Genomic DNA, 26,659 nt, shown 5'->3' on the forward strand with positions numbered 1-26,659 from the left:
TTTTTAATGATAAAACGAGTGGCAGGTCGCGCGAAAAAAGAACGATCCAGGAAGTGAATGTTCATGGCTGCTTATTATTTAACTAAAAACTAAAACAGTATCGTGATAGCTCGTAAGCAACACAAATGCAGAAAAAAGAAGGACAGGCTCAGGCTGATAAATTCCTTAAGTAAACGATCACGTTTGCCAAATGACCATGTTGTTATTTAACCGGTAAAAAGCAACTTAATCTTATTAATCGTTTGATTTTAAAGGTTTATTTAAAGATCCCTCTAAGAGTATAGCCAGTACTAAAGTACGATATAAGGAATGTATAGTTCTGTTTTCAAACGATTGTCGATAGATAAACAGAATAAAGTCACCGATTGGTGAAATTTAACGCTAGTCCGCAGACATAAACGACGCAGCTTCAGGCGTGGCTATCTGCGTGAGCACATAAAATAAATGATGAAAGCACCATGTTAATTGAGAAAGCGAAGTCCACAACTCTGATAATGCGCAGACGCTTGTCAGCCTTATCACTGGCGAATCTGCAAAATCACCTTGGCAAAATTATCATTTTACTGCCAATGGCACTGCTACTGATTTACCTGATAATTTTCAGCCAGCCGCGCTTTATGAGCGAATCTAAAGTGGCGATTAAACGCTCTGATGATATTAACGGCAGCAGCCTGAACGTTGGTTTATTACTGGGTGCGTCAAACCCCAGCTCGGCAGAAGATGCGCTCTATTTAAAGGAGTACATTAATTCACCGGATATGCTGGCCGTACTGGATAAACAGCTTAATTTTCATGAAGCCTTCAGCCACAGCGGACTGGATTTTCTTAATCATTTAGCAAAAGAAGAAACCGCCGAACGTTTTCTTGCGTATTACCGCAGCCGCATCAGCGTGGCCTATGACGATAAAACCGGTTTGCTGGATATTCAGACACAAGGCTTTACGCCTGAATTTGCTAAGCAGTTTAACCAGGCGGTGCTGAAGGAGTCTGAGCGTTTTATCAATGAACTTTCTCATCGTATTGCCCGCGATCAGCTGACTTTTGCAGAAAACGAAATGCAAAAAGCTCGCGCCAGACTGGACCAGAGCAAAGGCGAGTTGCTGTCTTATCAGAACCACAACAATGTCTTAGATCCCGAAGCGCAAGCACTAGCCGCCAGTACGCTGGTTAATACGCTGGTAGGACAGAAAATCCAGATGGAAGCGGACCTGCGTAATTTGCTGACTTATTTGCGTGACGATGCGCCGCAGGTTATTAGCGCAAAAAACGCCGTCGCGTCGCTGCAATCGCAGATTGATGACGAGAAAAGCAAAATCACCGCGCCAGAAGGGCACAAGCTCAACCGCATGGCTGTAGATTTTGAAGAGATCAAAGCCAAAGTGGCTTTCGATACTGATATTTATAAGTTAGCGCTTACTTCTATTGAAAGGACGCGTGTAGAAGCAGCACGTAAATTAAAAGTGCTGTCGGTGATCAGTTCGCCGCAGCAGCCACAAGAATCCACCTTCCCGAATGTCCCTTATTTAATTGCCTGCTGGTTACTGGTGTGCTGCCTGCTGTACGGCACGCTGAAACTGCTGCTGGCTGTTATTGAAGATCATAAAGATTAATGCCGTCGCCCCAGGGAAATTGAACGAGTTCGCCATGAAATTATTGAAGTCTCTGTTATTCATTGCTGCGTGCCAGGCTCTACCCGCCAGCGCAATCGATATAAATGCCGATCCTAATCTGACCGGCGCAGCACCGTTACCTTCTTTTATTACTGGTCAGCAGAACACGGTACAAAGCAGCGATGGCTTTGATAATACGCCACCGCCAACCGCGCCGATGGTGATGAGCCGCATGTTTGGTGCGCAGTTGTTCAACGGCAACAGTGCCGATAACGGCGCCAGCGTCGGCTTTAACCCGAACTATGTCATCAGCCTTGGCGACACCATCCAGGTGCGTTTGTGGGGCGCATTCACTTTTGATGGCGCGCTGGCGGTCGATCCTAAAGGCAATATCTTCCTGCCGAACGTCGGCCCGCTGAAGGTTGCCGGTATCAGCAATAGCCAGCTAAATAACCTGGTGACGACGCGTGTTAAACAGGTATATCAAAGTAATGTGAACGTCTACGCTTCGCTGTTGCAGGCGCAGCCAGTAAAAGTTTATGTCACCGGTTTTGTGCGCAATCCAGGGCTTTATGGCGGCGTGACCTCGGACTCTTTACTCAATTACCTGGTCAAAGCCGGCGGCGTCGATCCTGATCGCGGTAGCTACGTGGACATAGTGGTGAAACGCGGTAATCGTGTGCGCTCTTCTGTCAATCTGTATGACTTCTTGCTCAACGGTAAACTTGGTCTTTCACAGTTCGCCGATGGGGACACCATTGTGGTTGGTCCGCGCCAGCATACCTTTAGCGTGCAGGGCGATGTGTTCAATAGCTATGACTTTGAATTCCGTGACAGCACCATTCCTGTGACGGAGGCGTTGAGCTGGGCGCGTCCGAAACCAGGTGCGACACACATGACCATTATGCGTCAGCAAGGCACGATGAAGCGCAGCGAATATTATCCGCTGAACACCGCCGCAGGTCGTATGTTGCAGGATGGCGATACGCTAATTATTAGCTCTGACCGTTACGCTGGCACTATCCAGGTTCGCATTGAAGGTGCGCATTCTGGCGAACATGCACTAGTACTGCCTTATGGTTCAACCATGCGTTCCGTACTGGCGCAGATTCGTTCTAACAGCATGTCGCAGTTGAAAGCCATTCAGCTTTATCGCCAGAGCGTGGCGACACGCCAGAAAGAGATGCTGGATCTGTCGTTGCAAAAACTGGAAGAAGCCTCGCTGTCGGCGCAATCTTCGACCAAAGAAGAAGCCAGCCTGCGTATGCAGGAAGCCCAGCTTATCAGCCGCTTTGTGGCAAAAGCCCGCACCGTGGTGCCAAAAGGCGAAGTGATTCTTAACGAAAAAAACCTGGACTCCGTGTTACTGGAAGATGGCGACGTGATCAATATTCCAGAGAAGAGTTCGCTGGTGATGGTACATGGCGAAGTGCTGTTCCCGAATGCAGTGAGCTGGGAGAAGGGACTTAGCCCGCAAGATTACATTGAGAAATGTGGCGGCCTGACGCAGAAAACCAGCAACGCCAAAATTATCGTGATTCGTCAAAATGGTGCAGCTGAGAATGCTGAAGATGTGGGTTCCTTAAATCCGGGCGACGAGTTGATGGTGCTGCCGAAATATGAGTCGAAGAATATCGAAGTGACACGCGGCATTTCCACCATCCTGTATCAGCTGGCCGTTGGCGCGAAAGTGATTCTGTCGATTTAAGGACTCAGGAACATGATTGGTATCTTTTCTTCAGGTATCTGGCGCATTCCACATCTGGAAAACTTTCTGGCACAGCCGTGCCAGAAGATCTCTGTGCTGCGACCACTGCCAGAAGAAATTGATGCCATCGCTGTTTGGGGCCATCGTCCCAGCGCCCGTAAGCCGGTAGAAATGGCTCGCGCAGCCGGAAAATCGATTCTTCGTCTGGAAGATGGTTTTATCCGTTCGCTGGATTTAGGTGTGAATGGCGCGCCGCCGCTTTCCATGGTGCTGGATGAAGAGGGCATCTATTACGATGCTAATCAGCCCAGCACGCTGGAAAGACTGATTAAAGATACTACTGGGAATCTGCCTTTTGCTATTCAGGCAGAAGAGGCGATGCAGTCTATCGTTACAGAAGATTTGTCCAAATATAACCAAGCCCCTGCCTTTAAAGCAGGTATGAGTTTGCCCTCTGACTTAGTATTGGTAGTCGATCAGACCTTTGGTGATATGTCTGTCACCTATGGCAATGCCGGGCCGGATGATTTTGCGGCCATGCTTGAAGCGGCAATCAGTGAAAACCCGAACGCCATCATCTGGGTAAAAGTGCATCCTGATGTATTGCAAGGCAAAAAGGCGGGTTATTACGCCGAACTAAAATCCACGCATCGCGTTCATTTGATGGTGGATGACGTCAGCCCGCAATCGTTGCTGCGTCATGTTTCGCGCGTCTATGTGATGACATCGCAATACGGTTTCGAAGCGTTAATGGCGGGCAAGCCGGTTACCTGCTTTGGTCAGCCCTGGTATGCGGGGTGGGGATTAACTGATGATCGCCATCCGAAAGCTGAGCAGCTTGCTAAGCGTCGCGGACCAGCAACCCTAAATGAACTGTTTGCTGCAGCTTATTTACGCTATAGCCGCTATATCGATCCGCTGACAGGCGCAGCAGCAACATTGTTTGACGTGATGCGCTGGTTGCAGCTACAGCGCCGCCATCAGCAACAGCGTAATGGGCATTTATGGGCACCGGGCTTAACGTTGTGGAAATCAACGATTCTCAGGCCTTTTTTGCGCACAAGCGGTAATCGACTAACTTTTTCTCGCCACTGCCAGGCAGCCACGGCTTGCGTGGTCTGGGGCATACGTGGTGAAAAGCGCTGGCAAGACGTAGCACAATTACGCCAGTTGCCGGTGTGGCGTATGGAAGATGGCTTTCTGAGATCGTCAGGATTAGGCTCCGATCTGCTTCCGCCGCTCTCACTGGTTTTGGATGAGCGTGGTATCTATTACGACGCTTCGCGTCCCAGTGATTTAGAAGTGCTGCTGAACCACAGCAGTTTAACGCTGGCTCAGCAACTTCGTGCCGAAAAACTGCATAAGCGTTTAGTTGAAAGCAAAATCAGTAAATACAACCTGGGCGCAGATTTCATTTTGCCGGTTGAATCGCAAGGGAAGCGCGTATTACTGGTGCCGGGGCAGGTTGAAGATGATGCATCGATTGAGACCGGTACGTGTTCAATTAACACTAATCTTGGTTTATTGCGTACCGTGCGGGAGCGTAATCCGGACGCCTTTATTATTTATAAACCCCATCCCGATGTATTAGTGGGGAACCGGAAAGGACTTTTTTCGGCTCAGGATGTTGCCCGGTTAGCCGATTATCAGGCACTGGATGCAGATGTGATTCAGTGTATTCAGGTTGCTGACGAACTGCATACCATGACGTCGCTTTCAGGTTTTGAAGCGTTACTGCATGGCAAAAAAGTGTTTTGTTACGGCCTGCCATTTTATGCCGGTTGGGGATTAACCCAGGATGAGCATAATTGCGATCGTCGTCATCGCAAACTTGAATTTTCAGATCTGGTTTATCAGGCATTGATTGCTTATCCAACTTATATCCATCCCTTGCGACTCGATGCCATTGCAGCAGAAGAGGCCGCAGAGCTGCTTATCCATGCGCCGCGTGGGCAGATGTTAATAAAAACTAGCAAACTGGAATGCATATTGCGGCAGTACCGAAAATTAATGATGTTTTTTAAAGTCAAATTCGGCTAAGGAAGCCGGGTTAATTAAAACAATAATTCTGAAGGTTGATTATGCAAAGTAACGCCTTAAAAATGCTGCTGTCTGGAAAGAAGTATTTATTACTGCAAGGGCCGATGGGACCTTTTTTTAACGATGTGGCGGAATGGCTGGAGTCGTTAGAACGCGAAGCTGTTAATGTAATATTTAACGGTGGCGATCGCTTTTATTGTCGCCAGCGTAAATATTTGCCTTATCTCAAAACGCCAAAAGAATTCCCTGGCTGGCTGCGTGAAGTCCATAAAGAATATGACTTTGACACTATTCTCTGTTTTGGAGATTGCCGTCCGTTACATCAGGCAGCAAAACGCTGGGCACAGGCAAAAGACGTGCGATTCCTGGCTTTTGAAGAAGGCTATTTACGGCCCCACTTTATTACCGTGGAAGAGGGCGGTGTAAACGCATTCTCGTCATTATCACGCGATCCTGAGTTTTATCGCCGCTTGCCTGAAACTGAGCCAATGCATGTAGAAAGTCTGAAGCCTTCTGCAATGAAACGTATTGGACACGCAACCTGGTATTATCTGGTGGGCTGGCGCTATCGGCATGAGTTTGTTACCTATCGCCATCATAAATCATTTTCGCCCTGGTATGAGGCGCAGTGCTGGGTGCGCGCTTACTGGCGCAAGAAATGGTACGGGTTAAAGCAGCGCAATGTATTAGCACATTTGCAGACCAGTCTCGATCAGCGTTATTACCTGGCAATTTTACAGGTTTATAACGATAGCCAGATCCGCAATCACAGCCCGTATAAAGATGTACGTGACTATATTAACGATGTGATGTATTCGTTTTCACGTAAGGCGCCTAAAGATGCTTTTTTGGTAATTAAACATCACCCGATGGATCGCGGCCATCGTTTGTATGGACCGTTGATTAAAAAGCTGGGTAAGAGTTTAGGCGTGAGCCGTCGGGTAATTTATGTACATGATTTACCAATGCCAGAATTACTGACACATGCAAAAGCGGTGATTACCATTAACAGTACGGCGGGAATTTCAGCGTTGATTCACAACAAACCGCTGAAGGTGATGGGCAATGCCCTTTACGACATCAAAGGACTGACGTATCAAGGGCATTTGCATCAGTTCTGGCAGGCCGATTTTAAGCCAGACAAGGAACTATTTAGAAAATTTAAGACTTATGTCCTAAATAATACACAAATTAACATAGTCTATTATGCGGATTTTAGTTTAAGGAAAAATAAGACATTAGTTCATGAGGATAAAATTTTTTCCATAATGCTAAATAAAAACTAAGTCGTTGGGATTATGGATTTACTATTTTTTTTCTGCTATAAAGAGAGATAATTATGGGATTTATTGAAAAGAAGTTTTTAGCTAAAAATAATATTGAGCTGACATATGTAGAAGATCCCTATCCAGTTGAAAATAGCTATGGTGAGAATAAAATAATATTCATTTTTTTCAATCTTTAGGAGATGAGAACTCTCAAAAGTCAGAAGAAAGATATCCCTATACATTGCTTGCAGGGTTACGTTATTTTAATTGTAAGAAAATATATATAAAAGATGATGAAGGGCTTGTAGGGAATTATTACCTTGAAGTGAATGGTAAATATACAATAAAAGATGCTGTGTTAGAATTCATAAATTCTAAAATTAGAGAATATAAAATCCTTACTGAAAATATTATATTTTTGGCTTCTCAAAAGGAGGGTATGCTGCATTACTCTTTTCTCACTATATAAAAGTTAGTTTAGTAATATGTGCAGTGCCTCAGTATGATTTAGTGAAATGGATAGATAAATATAAGTCACACCTTTCTTATATTTATCCTGAAAAAGTCAGCGTGGAGAAAAAGAATAATTATTCTAACTATTTGAAGCATGCAATAAATACGGCTGGATTTTCACCTGATAAAATATATATTGTTACTTCAAAAAATGATAACACATACGAGGACCATATTTTGCCGCTTATTGAAGCTTTGAAACATAAAGGAGAGAGTATAGTTAAATTGTATCACAATAACGAATTTTACGTAACTAAGCATAATAATGCCGTAAAGGATTCATTAAATGAAATATTTGCAATGCTATCTTATGATTTATCACCTAACAATTTAAAGGCTATATTAGGAAATTAAAATTTTTTTATTTGAAGAAAAGGAATGATATTAATGCATGCCATTAATGTGATAATGGTTTCATAAAATTCTGTAAGGGAAATTGTTACGTATTTAAGAAATAATTCTTTAAGAAATCATTCAGATTTTTTTTGTATCTCATTCCCTGAAATTCAGTTGAGCTAAAATCATTGGCGCAAAAAGAATGAGGAGCATTATCTTTGTTTTTCGTGGCTAATAGAGAATCATAATGTTTTTTTGCAGATGGAGACCTAATATTGAAATAAGAGCATATATCAATACTCGGCACAGAAAGTCCTAATTGATATTGCATATAAGGAACCATAAAAGTTGCCATATTAAGATCTAAAGATGCGCGAAATTTATTTTTAGAAAAAATGGTTATTTCTTTTTCAAAGGATTTGAATGTTAATTCAAAAGCACTTTTTTTTAATGGTACATAGGTATGTACAAGAGTATGGTTAAAACTGACACTAAATTTTTCTTGCATTAAATAATTGCAATTATTGCACGCTGTTAAAGTAGCGGTATTTCTCCCATAGGATGACATTATATCAATTTTTTTATTGCTAACAAACAAACTGCTTATTTTATTAGATTTAAAAAAATGTTGTGGCTTTAGAGGTCTTGCCACGAAAAAATCATCATTGAAATATAAAAAGTGTTCTGCTAATCCTTCTATTCTATGTAGATATGCTTCAATTACATGTGAATTAAAAGTGGGCAAGAACTGATGCGGTATAATATCAATATGATCTATGAATGTTATTTTTTTAATAAGGCTTTCTGGTATTAAAGGTTGTTGTCTATCTGTAATGATAAATATTCTATTAACCCAAGGTAAATATTTTTCTATGCTTATTAATGAGTAAAATAACTCATTATGATTTTCATACCGTGACTCTATAGTAGCATACATTTCATATTTATCTATCGTTTCAGCCGATAGATAAGAGTTTTTCTTTTTGGACCAAATAGGATCTGATGAGTCTACCCAAGTATAAACAACATCAATCGGGAAATCAGGCGCAAACGCTTGATTAATACTATCTATATTCTTAATTATTACTTCTTCAGTATTAAAGGCAATGTCGTTTTGGTTAAGGACTAAAGGATACTTATTTATTAATGCATCTCTGAAAAAAATACCGGGACTTATAAGTAACTTTTTGAGTTTTCGCATTTTTATAATCATCTCTTACGAAGCTAAATTTATTTTGTTACTTTTCGTCTCATGAAGATCAAATGATTTTTCATATATGCTTTGATGAGGTACGATGTTCTTTAAAAATAATTCATATTCTCTATAGTTATCATTCATCTGTTTAAAATTTACAGCGACAGGACATACTTTTGAACCATGTACTGCTTGTAACCATAAAAATTTTTCAATATAACCTCGATCTAAATATGCAAATTGGAGTGGATTTTTCCTCAAATTGTGTTCACCTGAGTTAATTATATTTAAAACAGGAAGTAAATCAAATAAATAATCATCAATTCTTTCAAGTTTAGTTGTCATTTTTTGGAAGTGAGTCAGATTTATATTATTAGTGCAACAATATCGCATGGCTGGTAAAAAGTTGATTTGTAAAGAAGGAAAAATGTCTCTCATTATACCCAGAATTTTTTTATCTGAACCTGATGAAGGTCTAAAAAAAGTTAATGGTAATCCCTTTTCACCAGTAAAATCCTTAAAGGACACCTCTTTAAGAAATAAAAAGTTCAAATCAATAAATAAAAAATTCTCAATGTTCGGGGCTAAATCAATGATGCGGTCGTTATAAAATGAAAAATAATTTTTGTAAATTTTCACCCCTTCAGGTTTTTGTGCTATATGTTCGGAAATATAAGACAAGCTCGAGAAGTTTGTATATTTTTCAATAGATCTGAATTGATATTTTATTAAATCAAGTTTGAAAGGATGAGTGCATAAAACGTTGTCAATAATAACTAAATGTAATTTATTTGAAAGGAAGCAGTGTTCAACCATTTTTATTTCTTTGATCTGTTTTTTTACTTCCGAAACGGCTGTCTTTTTTCCAAATTTAAGAGATGCCCCTTTTTTTCTTTTTTTTAAAGCATCCTTTATAAAAATCCTTGGTGTTTTTATGAATTTAGATAGCTTAGTCATGGGTTTATTTCCTTTATCAGACTTTCCATTACTTTCGATATTTCATATTTTTCAATGAAGGTTTTTCTTGCATTTCTTCCCAAGCTGTTACGTAGTGTTTCATCCTCTATAAGTCTCTTCATTTGACGCGCAAAGTGTTCTTTATCAAAACATGGTGATATAAGCGAATTGTGCTCATTACGTAAGAATGCTTTTGGGCCATAATCGATGTCGTAGCTGACAACTGGCTTTTCCATGCTAAAGCTTTCTATATAAACCATACCAAAGGATTCTTTATCAGAAGCTAATGCACAGAATGCGCTATTATAAAGTTCTTCATAAACTAAAGCAGTTGGTGGATGTATAATTACATTGTTGACAAGATCTAATTTTTTGATAAGTTCGAGAAGTGTATTTTTCTCATCACCGTCGCCATAAATCTCTAAAGTCCAGTCGGGAAATGTTTTAGCTATAAATGAAAAGGATTCAATCATAAGATAAAATTGTTTCATTTTTACGAGCCTTCCAAACGATACAATTCTTTTATTATTTACTTTACTTCTTCGATTTTTAATTAAACTTAGTTTATCTTGGATGCCATTAGGTATAACCGCAATGTTTTTTAAGCCTTGCTCTATGTATTCACATTCTTGATATTTAGTAAGTGCTAATACCTTTGATGCTTTTCTATAATGCTTTACTATGTCTTTTTTAATTTCATCACTATGAGAGCTAAATTGTTAATGCTCTTGAATAATTACTTTGTTGGTTTTTGAACTATATTTTATTAAATTACTACAAAGTCCAGGGAAAGTTCCAATTAAAACAGCTCCTTTTAAACTTTTAATGATCCGTTTAAGTTTAATATCAATGAGTAGTGATAATCCTGAATAGAGATCTTCTGTTTTTCTAAATGCTTTTGAGGGAAATTGAGCCAAAATATTTTCAAGCTTGTTTCTATATTTACCTTTATTTCTTACATCATTCAGATATTCAATTCTAACGCTAGGATCCAAATGAAGTGTTGGTGTTACAGAGGTGCGTCTCAAAGAAATCACTGATACCTGATAGCCTTTAACAACAAGGTAATTAGCTTGGTTAATTACTGTTTGTACCGTACCCCCAACGCCATAAATATTAAAACAGAAATATACAATATGCTTGTTTTTTTGGCTCAATGCATTGTCAATTATATTATTTGTTTTCCCAAAATTGATATAATCTTGTCGAATTAATGCGTTGTTTTTCTTGGCTAACCTTTTAAATGTTATTTTTAAATTACTATCTTCCAGTAACTGCTCTAGCTCAAAAACAGTCCTTACGACAATACCTTTAAATTCATAGGGGCTGGATAAATAATGCCCACGTTCAGATTTGTAATTATCATAATCGAATTGGAAAAAAATAACTGGCGTTTTTATCAAATTAAATTCAAATGCAACAGATGAATAATCTGTGATACATAAGTAAGTTTGAGAAAGCACAGCTGAAAAATCATGTTGCCCAACAAAATTAATTTTGTCCCCATATGCTGCTTTTAATTCATCTTTTAAATAGTGGACCTTTTCGTGTAGATAAAATGTTATATTTAAGTTTTCTTCGCTGGCGTATTTATTTATTTTTTTATTTTCTATTAGGCTTGCGACTAATCTTATGAAGCCATTACCATCACAACTTTTTATCCATTCTTCTCTCCATGTGAAAAAGAAAAGAAGATTGTTAGGTTCTTTGTTTATTTTAAATAAATTTTCATGACGGGAAAGTCCACTATTCAAAACGCGTGTGTCTAAGAAGCCAATGTTTAGAATTAGTCTTTTAAGAGTTTGTAAGTCATCTGGAGATACATCCTTATCTCTAGAATAATATCTTTCTAAAAGAGTTTTATATATTTCCTGTAGATCATTTCTTGAAAAATGATTTTTATAATGTGGTAATTTATATTTTAATATTATTTTTTTGGATTTATTATAATCTTGTGATGTTTGTAAGTTGTTACATACTATTTCATGTTCTGATTTTATCGAAGTTGAGAATTTTTGAATGCGACCATTATAATGACCTTTGTAAAAAAGACCTTTTTATATGAAATAATCCCATGTTGCAAGTAAATAATAGGGGCCCAGCCTTTACTTAAAGGGGTGTTTTTAAAGGTTGGGAATACATCTAAATAACCGTCATTTATAACTAAATAGTCTGCTTTGAAAAAGTAATGTCTATGTCTTTGGCTGTCTTTAAGTATAATGTTATTTTTGAAAAAAGTAAGTTTCTTGATGTCTATATTATCTTTACTGTATATGTAATAAGTGTTTTTAAACCCTGCTTTAATTCTATGAGAAAAATAATTAAAACCATTATCTCTAGCTTGTTTTCCAGCTTTTTCGCCTATTAATATTAGTGGATCTTCTAATCTTAAAATATCCATATTTATCACATGTTTATTTCCTTGTGTGATTTTATTGTGATTCTTTTGCATAATCATTCACAGCTTGCTCGATAGATGTATTTAAAATTACGCCACGGTCTTTAGTAATATACAATGCGATGTCGCAATAATCTTTTAAGGAACTTAGATTATGGGAAACCATAACAATACTTGATTGCATTTTACGTTCATTAAACATATCAATACATTTGCTTCTAAATCTCGCATCCCCAACCGCCGTAACTTCATCCACTAAATAATAATCAAACTTAAATGCCATACTCAGGCCGAAACCGAGTCGTGATTTCATGCCAGACGAATAGGTCTTAATCGGCATATCGAAATACTTGCCTAATTCAGCGAACTCTTCGACAAACGCGACTTTCTCTTTTAACTCTTCTTTTTTTGCATACAAACGCGCCACGAATTTCACGTTCTCACGATCGGTCAGGCTGCCCTGAAAGCCACCTGACAAACCAACCGGCCAGGAGATGGTTTTATTCGTAATAATGCTGCCGCTGTCTGGTCGATCAATGCCGCCAATCATGCGTAATAGCGTAGATTTACCCGCGCCATTACGGCCAATCAATGCCACGCTTTTACCGGTTGGGAGTTCAATATTGAGATCTTTAAAAACATAATGGCGGCCCGCAGGTGTGCGGTATGACTTAGTAAGATTTTCAATCTTAATCATGAGGTCAGCATCGCCTCTTCACGGTTGCGATACAGCGCCAGGCCAATAAACAGCGTTGCAATTGTACAAAACGCCAGGTATTGCAAACTCACGCCTTCACTAATATAGCCGGGCATCACGGCTTCACGGCTTAGTTCAACTGCGTGAACAATCGGGTTCCATAGCAGATACGGCCAATAGTCTTTCGGGATCGTATGTAGCGGATACATAATGCAGGAAATGAAATAGAGCGGCTTCAGCAGAATTGGTAAAAATTTCTGCATCTCAGGAAAGGTCTTGCCGACCACCATAAAGATCAAACCAATCCCACAAGAGAACAACACCAACAGTGACCAGGTGCATACCAACTGCAATAAGTTAGTAATAGAAAAGTATTCGCCTGCCATCCACACCACCAGCATCAGAACGATATAGACGGCGACATAGATTAGCGTTTCCAGTAGCGCACGCGCAATGATGGTATCAATGGGTTTTACCGGTCGGTAATTAAAAAGCCCCTGATTAGCTTCAATGGCACCCACAGAACGATTGCTTATATTACTGAAGATAAAATAGGGAATAATGCCGTTAAGCAGGAATACCGGAAATGAAATATCTGGCATCGTGCGATGCATAATAAAACCGAATATCCCTAATAAAATAAGTAAGTGCGCTGAAGGCTCCAGAATCGCCCAGAAATAACCCAGGCGAAACTTGCCGAATCGCGTTTTAATTTCACGTAAAAACAGTGCCTTAATGGCTGCTTGCTGTACTTCTATTCCACTTCTGGCCATTAGTTTAAAACTCTAGAAAGAACAGTTTTTTGCACGCTACCGCCCGTGGCTTAACAGCAACCAATACGCTGAATATCATGGGCGGAATATGGGTGAGGTTGTTATCTGCAGACAAAGGGAGAGCTGCTGAATAATTCAGCAAAGGTAACGCATGAAGCGATGAGTTAACTCGCAGTTTACGTCGAAAAATCTGCTTTATTTCTACCTTTACAGGCAGTTACACAGCAAAATAATTTATTTGGCGCAGGCCGAATACCCTTAAGGTCCGTAAGAAAATTCTCATTATTCGGCGGGTAAGTTACAGGGAGTGACAGAATATTCCTAAGTGTTTTACTCTATTAATCCTGCGTTAACAATCCGTTAATCCTATCATAATTCCAGCTTTTTTTGATGCTGAATAACCTATTGAAAAATAATTAAAAACATAATTTCATATAGTTTTTCTAACAGGCAATGTGAAACATTTTCATAAGGGTGCTTTACCTTTAATCGCACTTTTTTGTCTTAGATTTTACCTAATCATTCCCTCTGTCTTTCTCGCGATTTCGTCATTGCAGCAGGCAAGGTTCTTCGCGATAATCGCGCCAGATTATGAACATCATCAATCCCTTCCTCGTCGGGCTTAACGACGCGGAGGGGATTTTTTTCATCTATACCTTTTACTGACAGGCGGGCCTGGCCCGACTCATGGATATATAGAGGACGATTTATGTATAACACCCTGGGCAATCAGTACGACAACTCTCTGGTTTCAAACGCCTTCGGCTTCATGCGTTTTCCGGTCAACTTCCAGCCCTATGAAAGCGACGCTGAGTGGGTGATTACGGGAGTCCCTTTTGATGCGGCAACGTCAGGTCGTCCAGGCAGCCGTCTTGGGCCAGGTGCGATTCGTCAGGTTTCGACTAACCTGGCGTGGGAAGGATGTCGCTGGCCGTGGGATTTCGATTTGCGTCAGCGCCTGAATGTGGTGGATTGCGGCGACCTGGTTTATGCCTTTGGCGATTCACAGGATCTCTCTGACAAACTACAGGCGCACGCCGAGAAACTGCTGGCGAAAGGCAAACGTATGATGACCTTTGGTGGCGATCATTACGTTACGCTGCCATTGCTGCGCGCACACGCCAAACATTTTGGCAAAATGGCGCTGGTGCACTTTGATGCACACACCGACACCTATTCTAATGGTCCCACCTTTGATCACGGCACCATGTTCTTTACCGCGCCGAAAGAAGGTTTGATCGATCCTCAGCACTCGGTACAGATTGGCATTCGTACTGAATTTGATAAGAGCCTTGGCTTTAACGTACTGGATGCCGCGCAGGTTAACGATCGCAGCGTGGATGATATTCTGGCGGAAGTGAAGCGCACCGTGGGTGATCTGCCGGTTTATCTGACCTTTGATATTGACTGCCTGGACCCGGCCCATGCGCCTGGCACCGGCACGCCAGTGATTGGGGGTCTGACTACCGATAAAGCGACAAAGCTAATTCGTGGTCTACAGGGCATGAATATTGTTGGTATGGATCTGGTCGAAGTCGCGCCAGGCTACGATCACGCCGATCTGACTGCATTAGCGGCGGCAACGCTGGCGCTGGATATGTTGCACGTTCAGGCAGCGAATAAAGGCTAATCGCGCACATCAAAAGCTAAACTTACTGACGGTAAATTAACTTCCGGAGGCAAAGATGGGTTTTCTTGATGAACTGGTGGGGTCGTTAGGTCACGGCCAGGAACAAGGGCAGGGCAATCAGCCTGGACAGTTACTGGCTATCTGGCACTGGGTGCAGGAGCAGGGCGGAATCGAAGTGCTGCTGCATAAGTTTCAGCAAGGTGGCTTAGGCGAAGTGCTGGGTTCGTGGATTGGCACCGGTAATAATCAGCCGGTAGCGGGAAGCGATATTCAGTCTGCCTTTGGCGAAGGGGAATTGCAGTCGCTGGCCGATAAGCTGGGCACCGACGTGCAAAGTGCTTCCGGCACCTTAGCCGCGCTGCTGCCGCAGCTGATCGACAAACTGTCGCCGCAAGGGCAGATGGATGAGCTGTACTAGCTCAGACCTGATCTGACAGTTACCGGTTATTTATACAGGTGTCTGTCAGATTAAATCTGGTTCAGATTCTTTTCTGCCCAGACCCGTTTTCCATCAAGTAACGTGGCCATTGGCGTACGCCCGCAGCACATTTTCCCCTGATGAGTTCGCTCATTATTGTAATGCCACAACCAGTTGTCCAGATCCATTTGCAGGCTCTCCAGGTCTGCATATAGCTTCTTGCGGAACGTAACCTGATAAAACTCCTGCAAAATGGTTTTATGGAAGCGCTCGCAGATACCGTTCGTCTGCGGGGACATCGCTTTCGTTTTCGTATGGTCGATATCGTTGATGGCCAGATACAGCTGATAATCATGTTGCTCTACTTTACCGCAGTACTCTGTGCCCCTGTCGGTCAGTATTCTCAGCATCGGCAGCCCCTGAGCCTCATAGAACGGCAGTACCCGATCATTAAGCAGGTCGGCTGCAGTGATCGGCGTTTTACTCGTATACAGCTTGCAGTGAGCCATTTTCGAGTACGTATCCACGAACGTCTGCTGGTAGATGCGGCCAACGCCTTTCAGATTCCCAACGTAGAAGGTGTCCTGCGACCCCAGATAACCCGGGTGAGCCGTTTCGATTTCACCGCAGGCTTCGTCATCGTGCACCTTCTTCTCCAGTGCGGCGATTTGAGCATCGGTAAGCACAATGCCTTCTCTGGCGACCTTTTCCGTAAGCGCCTTCAGCCGCTTACGGAAGTTCTCCAGGTCATGTCGTTGCCAGATGGAGCGCACGCCGCTGCCGGAGATAAACACGCCTTTTTTACGCAGCTCATTACTGGTCCGGTGCTGACCGTGGGCCGGGAACTCAACGGCGTACTCAACAACCGCCCGTTCAGTGGCTTCATCGGCCCGATTCTTCAGGTTGGGTACCCGACGGTTTTGATTAACCAGCGCGTCAATGCCGCCTTCTTCAGCTAGCTCCTGGTAGCGGTAGAATGTGTCGCGTGACACCCCCATGATTTTACAGGCTTTTGATACGTTACCGAGTTCTTCGGCCAGATTGAGCAGGCCGGCTTTGTGTTTGATGATGGGATTGTTAGTATGAAGCATGAGAGTTACCTCGTGTTTTGTATAAGGATTAGACACCCATATCAAAACCGGTAACTCTCAACCTTTCAAGGTCCAGTGTCAGATCAAGTCGCGACTAATACAGATGAGCAATCGCTGCATGACAAGCAAATGGATTTAGGTTCGATGGTCGATAAGCTCTTTAAGCGATAAAATTACGCCTCACTTTGTCAAATCAACGAGAAAGTGAGGCGCCTGTTATTGCGTGTCCGCCGCGATGCGATCGCGAATATGCTGCGCACGTGCTTCTGAAGCGGGATGGGAATCAAACATTGAACTTTGACGTCCTTCTTCCAGCTTCGCCAGCTTCTCAAAGCTGGTCGCCAGCCCCATTGGATCAATGTTGCGCTTCTTCAACAGGTCATACGAATAATCATCGGCCTGCGATTCCTGCGTCTGTGAGAATTGCGCGTTAACCAGTTTTTCACCAAGCTCTCCCAGCTGCGATTGCGAAAGCGATCCAATAACACCGCCAACTGACGCAGCAGCGGTACGTGCCGCGGTAGTGGCATACGCAAGCTGCATGGCTTTACGTGTATGGCCCAACGCGACGTGGCCCATTTCATGACCCAGTACGCCTTCTACTTCATTGTCGGTCATCATATCCATTAAACCGCTGTAGACGCGGATACAGCCGTTTGCCATCGCCCAGGCATTAACATCTTTGGTTTGGTAGACCTTATAGTTGGCTGGCACGCCATTGATATTGTCGCCGAGCGCGGCGGCAATCTTATTTAAACGCTGCTGATAATCACTGGTCGCTGGCGCGATCTGATTTTCTTTATCCATTTGCTCACAGGATTGATTACTTAATTGCTTAACCTGATCGTCGCTCAGCGTATATGCCTGATACGCCTGCGCGCCCGATTGCAGCAGAGCGTTATTGTCAAAACCCGAGCAGCTACTTAGCAACACGGTTATCCCCAAAGCTAAAGCCGTTTTTTGGATTTTCATTTCAGCATCCTTTTCGTAACAAGGTAAAAAAAACAGACACCTGGAATAGAGGCAGGCATCTAAATATTCTGGTTATAACGTGATGTCTCCTGCTTTGCTAGCAGACATCGCTGAGAATGCCAGGCGAAGCGGAGACATTTAGCCATTAGCAGCATGTACTTTTGCCCTTGGTTTCATGTACATTGATGTGTAACTTTTTCCTTGCTTTGCCTGATAACTGATTAATTACAATAAGTTAAGACGCGAAGCATTAATCCGACCTGGAGTAGAAAATGCCCTCTCGTAAAGAGCTTGCCAACGCCATTCGCGCGTTAAGTATGGATGCAGTACAAAAAGCTAAATCGGGACATCCGGGTGCCCCGATGGGCATGGCGGACATCGCTGAAGTCTTGTGGCGCGGCTACCTGAATCACAACCCAACTAACCCGCAGTGGGCCGATCGTGACCGTTTTGTGCTGTCTAACGGTCACGGCTCAATGCTGATTTACAGCCTGTTGCATCTCACTGGCTACGATCTGCCGATGAGCGAGCTGGAGAACTTCCGCCAGCTGCATTCTAAAACTCCAGGTCACCCTGAATACGGCTATACCGTTGGCGTTGAAACCACTACCGGTCCGCTGGGTCAGGGCATCGCCAATGCCGTTGGCTTCGCCATTGCTGAGCGCACGCTGGCGGCACAGTTTAACCGTCCGGGCCATGACATCGTAGATCACAACACCTACGTATTCATGGGCGACGGCTGCATGATGGAAGGCATTTCACATGAAGTCTGCTCGCTGGCCGGTACGCTGAAGCTGGGCAAACTGATGGCGTTTTATGATGACAACGGTATTTCTATCGACGGTCATATTGACGGCTGGTTTACTGACGACACCGCTAAGCGTTTCGAAGCCTATGGCTGGCATGTCGTACGCGGCGTTGATGGTCATAATGCAGATGCGATTGCTAAAGCTATTGAAGAAGCCAAAGCGGTCAGCGATAAACCTTCACTGCTGATGTGCAAAACCGTTATCGGTTTCGGTTCGCCGAACAAAGCCGGAACCCATGACTCACATGGCGCGCCACTGGGCGACGATGAAATCGCACTGACCCGCAAGCAGCTGGGCTGGGAATACGCGCCGTTCGTGATCCCGTCAGAAATCTATGCTGAGTGGGATGCGAAAGAAGTGGGCCAGGCGAAAGAAGCCACCTGGAACGAGAAATTTGCGGCATATGCAAAAGATCATCCAGAGCTGGCGGCAGAATTCAAACGTCGCGTGAGCAACGAGCTGCCAGCAAACTGGCAGGAAGAGTCGCAGAAATTCATTGAACAGCTTCAGGCGAATCCGGCGAAAATCGCCAGCCGTAAAGCGTCGCAGAATACTATCGAAGCCTTCGGTAAGATTCTGCCAGAATACCTGGGCGGCTCCGCTGATCTGGCACCCAGCAATCTGACCATCTGGTCGGGCTCTAAGCCAATCAATGAAGATGCAGCCGGTAACTATATCCATTACGGCGTGCGTGAATTCGGTATGACCGCTATCGCCAACGGTCTCGCGCTGCACGGCGGTTTTCTGCCATACACCGCAACCTTCCTGATGTTTGTTGAATATGCGCGTAACGCGGCGCGTATGGCGGCCCTGATGAAGATCCGTCAAATCATGGTTTACACCCATGATTCTATCGGTCTGGGTGAAGATGGCCCAACGCATCAGCCGGTTGAGCAAATGGCCAGCCTGCGTACTACGCCGAACATGAGCCTGTGGCGTCCGTGTGACCAGGTGGAATCTGCGGTAGCGTGGAAATATGCTATCGAGCGCAAAGAGGGTCCAAGCGCGCTGATCTTCTCACGTCAGAACCTGGCGCAGCAGGCGCGTACGGCTGAACAACTGGCAAACGTGGCGCGTGGTGGTTACGTATTAAAAGATTGTGCAGGTACGCCTGAGTTGATTCTGATCGCTACCGGTTCAGAAGTTGAACTGGCGGTTGCGGCTTACGACAAGCTGACGACTGAAGGGCGTAAAGTGCGCGTGGTGTCCATGCCGTCTACCGACGCATTCGACAAGCAGAGCGACGACTATCGCGAGTCTGTGTTGCCAAAAGCCGTCAGCGCACGCGTGGCAATCGAAGCGGGCATTGCGGATTACTGGTTCAAATATACCGGCTTGCATGGCGCTATCATCGGTATGACCAGCTTCGGTGAATCTGCACCGGCTGATCAGCTGTTTACACTGTTTGGCTTTACCGTTGACAATGTGGTGGCGAAAGCCAAAGCGCTGCTGGCGTAACGGCATTATCAGGGCGGTGGATAAACCGTTTTGAGCACAGAAAAGGGACGAAGCATTTCGTCCCTTTTTTAAGCAAATTATTCCTGCAGTAATGGCTGTTTTTATGCAAATTTGTGACGCAGATCCAAATATAAAGCGCGTAGTTGATCACAATCATTCCTGTTATTCCATCCTTCCTTTATTCTAGCTGAACCGTTTCAGTTGGAGCCGGTATCGATCCCTTTCAGGGCGACGACAGGCAAGAATATCCTGTACAAAACGCAGCGGAACGCTCAGGCTATCGGCACGTTTTTTCAGTCAGATTTGGCAGGAGCAAGATGACCGTCCGGGTAGCAATTAATGGCTTTGGCCGCATTGGACGCAATGTGTTACGCGCACTGTACGAAACAGGGCGACGCGCGGAAATCACGGTGGTGGCGATAAACGAACTGGCGGAGGCGGCCGGCATGGCGCACCTGCTTAAATACGACACCAGCCATGGCCGTTTCGCTTTTGATGTGCGTCAGGAACGCGATTTGCTGTGGGTCGGAGACGACACCATCCGTATCCTGCATCAGGCTGAGCTGGCGGATTTACCCTGGCGTGAGCTAAATGTGGACGTGGTGCTGGATTGCACAGGGGTTTATGGCAGTCGCGAAGATGGCGAAGCGCATCTGTTGGCTGGCGCGAAGAAAGTGTTGTTCTCCCATCCGGGCGGCAATGACCTTGACGCAACGGTGGTGTTTGGCGTCAACGAACAGGCGCTTAAGCAAACCGACCGCATTGTTTCCAACGCTTCCTGTACCACTAATTGCATTATTCCGGTGATTAAACTGCTGGACGATGCCTTTGGCATTGAGTCCGGTACGGTAACGACCATTCATTCGGCTATGCACGATCAACAGGTGATTGATGCTTATCACAGCGACCTGCGCCGCACGCGTGCGGCAAGTCAGTCAATCATTCCGGTTGATACACGATTAGCTGCGGGCATCAGCCGTATTTTTCCTAAATTTAACGATCGTTTTGAAGCCATTGCGGTACGGGTGCCAACCATCAACGTAACAGCCATTGATCTCAGTGTTTCTGTGCGTCAGGACGTAAAGGCGTGCGAAGTTAATGCGTTGTTGCAAAGCGCGGCAGAGGGTGCATTTCGTGGTATAGTTGACTATACAGAATTACCGTTAGTCTCAGTGGATTTCAACCATGATCCGCACAGTGCCATTGTGGACGGCACGCAAACGCGGGTCAGCGGTCAGCACCTGATCAAAACGCTGGTTTGGTGTGACAACGAATGGGGCTTTGCTAACCGAATGCTCGACACAACGTTAGCTATGGCCGCAAGCGGTTTCAGGTAAGGCGCGGTCTGCGTCTGGCAAAACTTACGAGAATCAACGAGAGGATTCACCATGTCTGTAATTAAGATGACCGATCTGGATCTTGCTGGCAAACGCGTTTTGATCCGTGCCGATCTCAACGTCCCAGTGAAAGAAGGGAAAGTGACGTCTGATGCACGTATCCGTGCTTCTCTGCCTACCATCGAAGCGGCGTTGAAACAGGGCGCGAAAGTGATGGTTACCTCTCACCTGGGTCGTCCGACCGAAGGTGAATACAACGAAGAGTTCTCTCTGCTGCCGGTCGTTAATTATCTGAAAGATAAGCTGAGCGGCACCACCGTTACCCTGGCAAAAGATTACCTTGACGGCGTTGACGTCGGCACAGGTGAGCTGGTGGTTTTGGAAAACGTTCGCTTTAACAAAGGCGAAAAGAAAGACGACGAAGCGCTGGCTAAAAAATATGCCGCATTATGCGATGTGTTTGTCATGGACGCATTCGGCACCGCGCACCGCGCGCAGGCGTCAACGCACGGTGTGGGCAAGTTTGCCCCTATCGCCTGTGCTGGCCCGCTGCTGTCTGACGAACTGGAAGCGCTGGGTAAAGTGATGAACAACCCTGCACGCCCGCTGGTGGCGGTTGTTGGCGGTTCGAAAGTATCAACCAAGTTTGATGTGTTGCAGTCACTGGTGAAAATTGCGGATACCGTGATTGTAGGTGGCGGCATCGCTAACACCTTCGTCGCCATCGACAATAAAGTGGGTAAATCGCTGTATGAACCCGACTTCGTTGAAGCTGCAAAAGGTTTGCGCGATCAGTACGGTATCCCGGTTCCAACCGATTCTCGCGTTGGCACAGAATTCTCTGAAACTGCCCCGGCAACCGTGAAAAAGGTTTCCGAAGTAGCGGATAACGAAGAGATTATGGACTTTGGCGACGAAACCGCTCAGGCCATGGCTGCCCTGCTGAAAGAAGCAAAAACCATCCTGTGGAATGGCCCGGTTGGCGTATTTGAGTTCCCGAACTTCCGTAAAGGTACTGAAATTGTTGCTAACGCCATTGCAGACAGCGAGGCGTTCTCGGTAGCTGGCGGCGGCGATACGTTAGCGGCTATCGACCTGTTCGGTATCGAAAGCAAAATCTCCTACATCTCTACCGGTGGCGGCGCGTTCCTGGAGTTCGTTGAAGGCAAAAAACTGCCAGCAGTGGCCATGCTGGAAGAGCGTGCGAAGCAGTAATCTTTTGGGGGCGGGGCCAGATGGCGTCGCCTGAAGACTTGCCCGACTGGGCGTTTAAATCGTATCCCTTTATGGGGATGAACGATCACGAAACAGGACACAATCATGTCTAAAATTTTTGATTTCGTTAAACCCGGCGTTGTCACTGGTGACGACGTACAGAAGATCTTCAAAGTGGCGAAAGAGAATAAGTTCGCCCTGCCAGCGGTAAACTGCGTCGGCACCGATTCTATCAACGCTGTGCTGGAAGCCGCGGCAAAAGTAAAAGCGCCGGTTATCGTTCAGTTTTCTAACGGTGGTGCAGCATTTATCGCCGGTAAAGGCTTTAAAACCGACAAGCCACAGGGCGCAGCAATTTTCGGTGCTATTTCAGGCGCACATCACGTTCACCTGATGGCCGAGCAGTATGGCGTGCCCGTGATTCTGCATACCGACCACTGCGCGAAGAAACTGCTGCCGTGGATCGACGGTTTGCTGGACGCTGGCGAAGAGCACTTTAAGAAAACCGGTAAGCCGCTGTTCTCTTCACACATGATTGACCTGTCTGAAGAGTCACTGGAAGAAAACATTGAGATTTGCAGCAAATATCTGGCGCGCATGGCCAAACTGGACATGACGCTGGAGATCGAGCTAGGCTGCACCGGCGGTGAAGAAGATGGCGTAGACAACAGCCATATGGATGCGTCTGCGCTGTATACTCAGCCAGAGGACGTTAACTACGCGTACGAAAAACTGAATGCCATCAGCCCGCGTTTCACCATTGCGGCATCATTCGGTAACGTGCATGGCGTTTACAAGCCTGGCAATGTGAAACTGACGCCAACCATTCTGCGTGACTCGCAGAAATACGTTTGTGAAAAACACGGCCTGCCGCACAATGCGCTGGACTTCGTGTTCCACGGCGGTTCAGGTTCCTCTGCTGCCGAAATCGAAGAGTCGATCAGCTACGGCGTGATCAAAATGAATATCGATACCGATACCCAATGGGCAACCTGGGACGGCATCCTGCAGTACTACAAAAAGAACGAAGGCTATCTGCAGGCACAGCTGGGTAATCCAGAGGGTGCTGATAAGCCGAACAAGAAATATTATGATCCACGTGTATGGCTGCGTTCTGCTCAGGCATCCATGGTGGTACGTCTTGAGCAGGCATTTAAAGAGCTCAACGCGATTAACGTTCTGTAATTAATCTTTCATTACAGTGCAACAAAGGCCCGAAAGGGCCTTTTAAGTTTCTGATACCTCTGGTCTGCTGAAGCAGACAGAAGGCAAAGCATTTCGCATTATGGACGGTGCAGAGCGAGCCGCCAGGCGTGTCGCTTTTGCGGCTTTACGATCGTCCTGAACGAGCCCTGCGCTGGCAATGTTATTCACCTTCTTCCGCTTAAAAACCCGAAAGGATTTTTTTAACCAAATAAACCGAGAAATCTATCCGGATACGCTGAGAAATGTCGGTTAATTCATCTGGCTTTTGGCGCTTCGCTGGATAATTGATTACCCTTTATCATTGGGTGTCGGATTATATCTGGCAGTTTTGTCCATTCCTACGGGAACTTAATAACAGGGCTTACAAATGGAAGATTTAAACGTCGTTAATGGCATCAATAATGCGGGCGGCTGGCTGGTGCGTAACCAGGCACTGCTTTTAAGCTATGCGGTCAATATCGTAGCGGCAATTGCCATCATTATCGTCGGGATGATTATTGCCCGTTTTATTTCAAATGGCATTAACCGTCTGCTGGTGGCGCGTCATATCGATGCAACCGTGGCCGACTTCCTTTCTGCGCTGGTACGCTATGGTGTGATCGCCTTTACTATTATTGCTGCCCTGGGACGCGTCGGAGTGCAAACCGCTTCGGTGATTGCTGTTCTGGGTGCCGCCGGTCTGGCGGTCGGTTTGGCATTACAGGGTTCGCTGTCGAACCTGGCGGCTGGTGTTCTGCTGGTGACCTTCCGTCCGTTCCGTACTGGCGAGTTCGTCGATTTAGGCGGCGTGATGGGCACAGTAATGAGTGTACAGATCTTCTCCACCACCCTGAAAAGCGGTGATGGCAAAATCGTTGTAGTGCCAAACGGCAAAATTATCAGCGGCAATATCGTTAACTTCTCGCGTGAACCGGTACGCCGTAATGAGTTCATCATTGGCGTGGCTTATGATGCAGACGTGGATGAGGTTATCGCTCTGCTGCAACAGGTAGTTGAGGCCGACGAGCGTGTGCTGAAAGACATGGGTATCCAGATTGGCCTGAACGAGCTGGCTGCCTCGTCGCTGAACTTTGTGGTGCGTTGCTGGAGCAACAGCGGCGATCTCCAGAACGTTTACTGGGATCTGCTGAAAAACTTCAAACGTGCGCTGGATGCCAAAGGTATCGGCATTCCTTATCCACAGATGGATGTGCATTTTCATCAGGTTAAGCAGGCTGAGGCTGAAACGGCAGAACCAGCCGAAGAAGCAAAGCTGTCATAACGTGAAATGGGCGGCTCCGGTCGCCCATTAGCTATTCTAATCAGGCATTAACTTTTTCAATTTCCACTAATCATCTCCCCGTCACTATAATGCTTTGCATCTCCCCGATGTAAGGAAAATTCCGTTGTTATCTGTATTCTTTCAAGGGCTTGCGCTTGGCGCCGCGCTTATCCTGCCACTTGGGCCTCAAAACGCTTTTGTGATGAATCAAGGAGTTAAGCGGCAGTACCATTTAATGACCGCAACGCTGTGCACCTTAAGCGATGTTGTACTGATTTGTGCCGGGATATTTGGTGGCAGCGCGCTGCTGAATCAATCTCCGCTGCTGCTGATGGTGATCACCTGGGCAGGCGTGGCATTTTTACTGTGGTACGGTTGGGGCGCGTTGCGTACCGCCTTTAGGGGCAGCGTAGAGCTGGCCTCTGGCGGTGCAATAAAGCAGGGACGGGGACGTATTATTGCCACCGTACTGGCGGTGACCTGGCTTAATCCGCACGTTTATCTCGATACCTTTGTGGTTTTAGGCAGTTTAGGCAGCCAGCTACCTTCGCAGTCAGCACGCCACTGGTTTGCATTCGGCACGGTTAGCGCTTCGGCCCTGTGGTTTTTTGGTCTGGCGATGTTAGCGGCGTGGCTCTCTCCGCTACTGCACACCGCACGCGCCCAGCGCGTCATTAATCTGCTGGTGGGGGCAATCATGTGGTTTATCGCCTTCCAGCTGGCGCGTCAGGGCATCGCCAGTTTCTGACGCCTATGCAGGCCATAAAGTGTCAATGCTTGCCAGCCGCTTCCGCTTAATCCGCTAACATTGTGTCCTCTGCGCCAACACAGCGCGGGGGCAAAGAGGGTTATATGTGAGTGGGCGGTTGTTTGCACAAAGAATTGTGATCGATCTGCCGTTAAACCTGCGTTGTACAGAACTTTTGCCATACTCACCACTCAAAGCATGGCGCATTGCTATGCGTTTTGGGCTTCGTCACGTTGGAAGCTAATGAGTTGACATCTTCAAGGAGGACTTTCATGAAACTGAAAGCATTGGCTTTGGCCGCAATAATGAGCGCTGGGGCTGTCCCTTTAGGCGCACAAGCTGATGAACTACCGAATGCACCGCATGTCGTCACTTCTGGCAAGGCAACGATTGATGCCCGTCCCGACATCGCGACGTTATCGATTGTGGTAAATGTATCGTCAAAAAATGCGGCCGATGCTAAGAAACAGGCAGATGAACGCGTTCAGCAATACTTTGATTTCTTGCAGAAAAACAGTATTGAGAAAAAAGATATTGATGCCGCTAATCTGAGCACGCAGCCGGAATATGATTACACCAAAGAGGGTAAATCGGTTCTGAAAGGCTATCGTGCGGTACGTGAAGTGCAGGTAACGCTGCGCCATCTCGACAAATTAAATGAATTACTTGATGGCGCGCTGAAATCGGGGCTGAACGAGATTCGTAGCGTCGAGTTGGGCGTTGCTAACCCTGACAGCTACAAACAACAAGCGCGTCAGGCCGCGATTAAGAATGCGACGAAGCAAGCCTCAGAATTGGCGCAAGGCTTCAATGCGAAACTGGGGCCGATTTACAGCATCCGGTATCAGGTTTCTAATTATCAGCCTATGCCTATGGCACGTATGTATAAAGCGGCTGCATCTCCCGCCGATACGTCAGCACAAGAAACGTATGATCAGCAAAGTATCAATTTTGACGATCAGGTTGATGTAGTGTTTGAAATCCAGCCTAACGCGCAATAGCGTAAAACGGGGCATTTC

23 protein-coding genes are annotated in these 26,659 nt (G+C 45.3%); 14 read left to right on the forward strand and 9 right to left on the reverse strand.

Annotated elements, in window-relative coordinates; genetic code table 11:
- Nucleotides 1-458 precede the first annotated feature (458 nt).
- From QRY16_RS03255 to QRY16_RS03275, 5 genes are all read left to right on the forward strand, one after another.
- A complete protein-coding gene (locus QRY16_RS03255; RefSeq protein ID WP_289775626.1) occupies nucleotides 459-1,610 on the forward strand; it encodes a capsule biosynthesis protein in 1,152 nt (383 codons plus the stop codon).
- 34 nt (nucleotides 1,611-1,644) lie between these two features.
- On the forward strand, nucleotides 1,645-3,318 hold the full coding sequence (locus QRY16_RS03260) for a polysaccharide biosynthesis/export family protein (protein ID WP_289775627.1): 1,674 nt from the start codon (nucleotides 1,645-1,647) through the stop codon (nucleotides 3,316-3,318).
- A gap of 12 nt (nucleotides 3,319-3,330) precedes the next feature.
- Nucleotides 3,331-5,358 carry a capsule polysaccharide biogenesis protein gene (locus tag QRY16_RS03265; RefSeq protein WP_289775628.1) on the forward strand — a complete coding sequence of 676 codons (2,028 nt, stop codon included), beginning with the start codon at nucleotides 3,331-3,333 and terminating at the stop codon, nucleotides 5,356-5,358.
- 41 nt (nucleotides 5,359-5,399) lie between these two features.
- The gene (locus tag QRY16_RS03270) at nucleotides 5,400-6,644 is read left to right on the forward strand and encodes a capsule polysaccharide biogenesis protein (protein WP_289775629.1); all 1,245 of its coding nucleotides are present in this window, start codon (nucleotides 5,400-5,402) and stop codon (nucleotides 6,642-6,644) included.
- Nucleotides 6,645-7,136: 492 nt separating this feature from the next.
- Nucleotides 7,137-7,493: a hypothetical protein gene (locus tag QRY16_RS03275; RefSeq protein WP_289775630.1), complete on the forward strand. Its 357-nt coding sequence runs from the start codon at nucleotides 7,137-7,139 to the stop codon at nucleotides 7,491-7,493.
- A gap of 85 nt (nucleotides 7,494-7,578) precedes the next feature.
- On the opposite strand, the gene QRY16_RS03280 is transcribed toward QRY16_RS03275, so the two are convergent.
- The 7 genes from QRY16_RS03280 to QRY16_RS03310 all read right to left on the reverse strand — a co-directional run bounded on the left by QRY16_RS03280 (nucleotide 7,579) and on the right by QRY16_RS03310 (nucleotide 13,495).
- A complete protein-coding gene (locus QRY16_RS03280; protein WP_289775631.1) occupies nucleotides 7,579-8,676 on the reverse strand; it encodes a stealth family protein in 1,098 nt (365 codons plus the stop codon).
- A 15-nt stretch (nucleotides 8,677-8,691) separates the two neighbouring features.
- The gene (locus QRY16_RS03285; protein WP_289775632.1) at nucleotides 8,692-9,627 is read right to left on the reverse strand and encodes a hypothetical protein; all 936 of its coding nucleotides are present in this window, start codon (nucleotides 9,625-9,627) and stop codon (nucleotides 8,692-8,694) included.
- Nucleotides 9,624-10,118, reverse strand: a complete 495-nt coding sequence (locus tag QRY16_RS03290; RefSeq protein ID WP_289775633.1) for a glycosyltransferase — start codon at nucleotides 10,116-10,118, stop codon at nucleotides 9,624-9,626. The genes QRY16_RS03285 and QRY16_RS03290 overlap by 4 nt, the downstream gene beginning before the upstream one ends.
- Before the next feature lie 228 nt (nucleotides 10,119-10,346).
- Nucleotides 10,347-11,381 carry a CDP-glycerol glycerophosphotransferase family protein gene (locus tag QRY16_RS03295; protein ID WP_289775634.1) on the reverse strand — a complete coding sequence of 345 codons (1,035 nt, stop codon included), beginning with the start codon at nucleotides 11,379-11,381 and terminating at the stop codon, nucleotides 10,347-10,349.
- Between the two features lie 242 nt (nucleotides 11,382-11,623).
- Nucleotides 11,624-12,085, reverse strand: coding sequence for a hypothetical protein (locus tag QRY16_RS03300; RefSeq protein WP_289775635.1), 462 nt, complete (start codon nucleotides 12,083-12,085; stop codon nucleotides 11,624-11,626).
- Nucleotides 12,060-12,722 carry an ABC transporter ATP-binding protein gene (locus QRY16_RS03305; RefSeq protein WP_289775636.1) on the reverse strand — a complete coding sequence of 221 codons (663 nt, stop codon included), beginning with the start codon at nucleotides 12,720-12,722 and terminating at the stop codon, nucleotides 12,060-12,062. Before QRY16_RS03305 ends, QRY16_RS03300 begins: the two co-directional genes overlap by 26 nt.
- Nucleotides 12,719-13,495: an ABC transporter permease gene (locus QRY16_RS03310; protein WP_289775637.1), complete on the reverse strand. Its 777-nt coding sequence runs from the start codon at nucleotides 13,493-13,495 to the stop codon at nucleotides 12,719-12,721. The genes QRY16_RS03305 and QRY16_RS03310 overlap by 4 nt, the downstream gene beginning before the upstream one ends.
- Before the next feature lie 709 nt (nucleotides 13,496-14,204).
- Between QRY16_RS03310 and speB the strand changes: the two genes are divergently transcribed.
- Together speB and QRY16_RS03320 are read left to right on the forward strand one after the other, a co-directional pair.
- Entirely contained in the window at nucleotides 14,205-15,125 is a 921-nt protein-coding gene (gene speB / locus QRY16_RS03315) for an agmatinase (RefSeq protein ID WP_193405972.1), read from the forward strand.
- A 55-nt stretch (nucleotides 15,126-15,180) separates the two neighbouring features.
- Nucleotides 15,181-15,543, forward strand: coding sequence for a YidB family protein (locus QRY16_RS03320; protein ID WP_289775638.1), 363 nt, complete (start codon nucleotides 15,181-15,183; stop codon nucleotides 15,541-15,543).
- Nucleotides 15,544-15,593: 50 nt separating this feature from the next.
- Here QRY16_RS03320 and QRY16_RS03325 read toward each other — a convergent pair whose 3' ends face one another.
- On the reverse strand, nucleotides 15,594-16,634 hold the full coding sequence (locus tag QRY16_RS03325) for an IS481 family transposase (protein WP_193403339.1): 1,041 nt from the start codon (nucleotides 16,632-16,634) through the stop codon (nucleotides 15,594-15,596).
- Nucleotides 16,635-16,850: 216 nt separating this feature from the next.
- Complete coding sequence (gene loiP / locus QRY16_RS03330; protein WP_289775639.1) at nucleotides 16,851-17,606, reverse strand: metalloprotease LoiP; 756 nt, start codon at nucleotides 17,604-17,606, stop codon at nucleotides 16,851-16,853.
- A gap of 272 nt (nucleotides 17,607-17,878) precedes the next feature.
- On the opposite strand from loiP, the gene tkt reads away from it, so the two are divergent.
- The 7 genes from tkt to QRY16_RS03365 all read left to right on the forward strand — a co-directional run bounded on the left by tkt (nucleotide 17,879) and on the right by QRY16_RS03365 (nucleotide 26,641).
- The gene (gene tkt / locus QRY16_RS03335) at nucleotides 17,879-19,873 is read left to right on the forward strand and encodes a transketolase (protein ID WP_289775640.1); all 1,995 of its coding nucleotides are present in this window, start codon (nucleotides 17,879-17,881) and stop codon (nucleotides 19,871-19,873) included.
- A 317-nt stretch (nucleotides 19,874-20,190) separates the two neighbouring features.
- The gene (gene epd / locus QRY16_RS03340) at nucleotides 20,191-21,210 is read left to right on the forward strand and encodes an erythrose-4-phosphate dehydrogenase (RefSeq protein ID WP_289775641.1); all 1,020 of its coding nucleotides are present in this window, start codon (nucleotides 20,191-20,193) and stop codon (nucleotides 21,208-21,210) included.
- Between the two features lie 51 nt (nucleotides 21,211-21,261).
- On the forward strand, nucleotides 21,262-22,425 hold the full coding sequence (gene pgk / locus QRY16_RS03345) for a phosphoglycerate kinase (protein ID WP_193405977.1): 1,164 nt from the start codon (nucleotides 21,262-21,264) through the stop codon (nucleotides 22,423-22,425).
- Nucleotides 22,426-22,530: 105 nt separating this feature from the next.
- A complete protein-coding gene (fbaA, locus tag QRY16_RS03350) occupies nucleotides 22,531-23,610 on the forward strand; it encodes a class II fructose-bisphosphate aldolase (protein WP_193405978.1) in 1,080 nt (359 codons plus the stop codon).
- Between the two features lie 388 nt (nucleotides 23,611-23,998).
- A complete protein-coding gene (gene mscS / locus QRY16_RS03355) occupies nucleotides 23,999-24,892 on the forward strand; it encodes a small-conductance mechanosensitive channel MscS (RefSeq protein WP_289775642.1) in 894 nt (297 codons plus the stop codon).
- 124 nt (nucleotides 24,893-25,016) lie between these two features.
- Complete coding sequence (gene argO / locus QRY16_RS03360; protein WP_289775643.1) at nucleotides 25,017-25,640, forward strand: arginine exporter ArgO; 624 nt, start codon at nucleotides 25,017-25,019, stop codon at nucleotides 25,638-25,640.
- 272 nt (nucleotides 25,641-25,912) lie between these two features.
- On the forward strand, nucleotides 25,913-26,641 hold the full coding sequence (locus QRY16_RS03365; protein WP_193405981.1) for an oxidative stress defense protein: 729 nt from the start codon (nucleotides 25,913-25,915) through the stop codon (nucleotides 26,639-26,641).
- Nucleotides 26,642-26,659: the final 18 nt, after the last annotated feature.

Origin of the sequence: Mixta mediterraneensis (assembly GCF_030283135.1) — a bacterium.
Classification (GTDB): domain Bacteria; phylum Pseudomonadota; class Gammaproteobacteria; order Enterobacterales; family Enterobacteriaceae; genus Pantoea; species Pantoea mediterraneensis.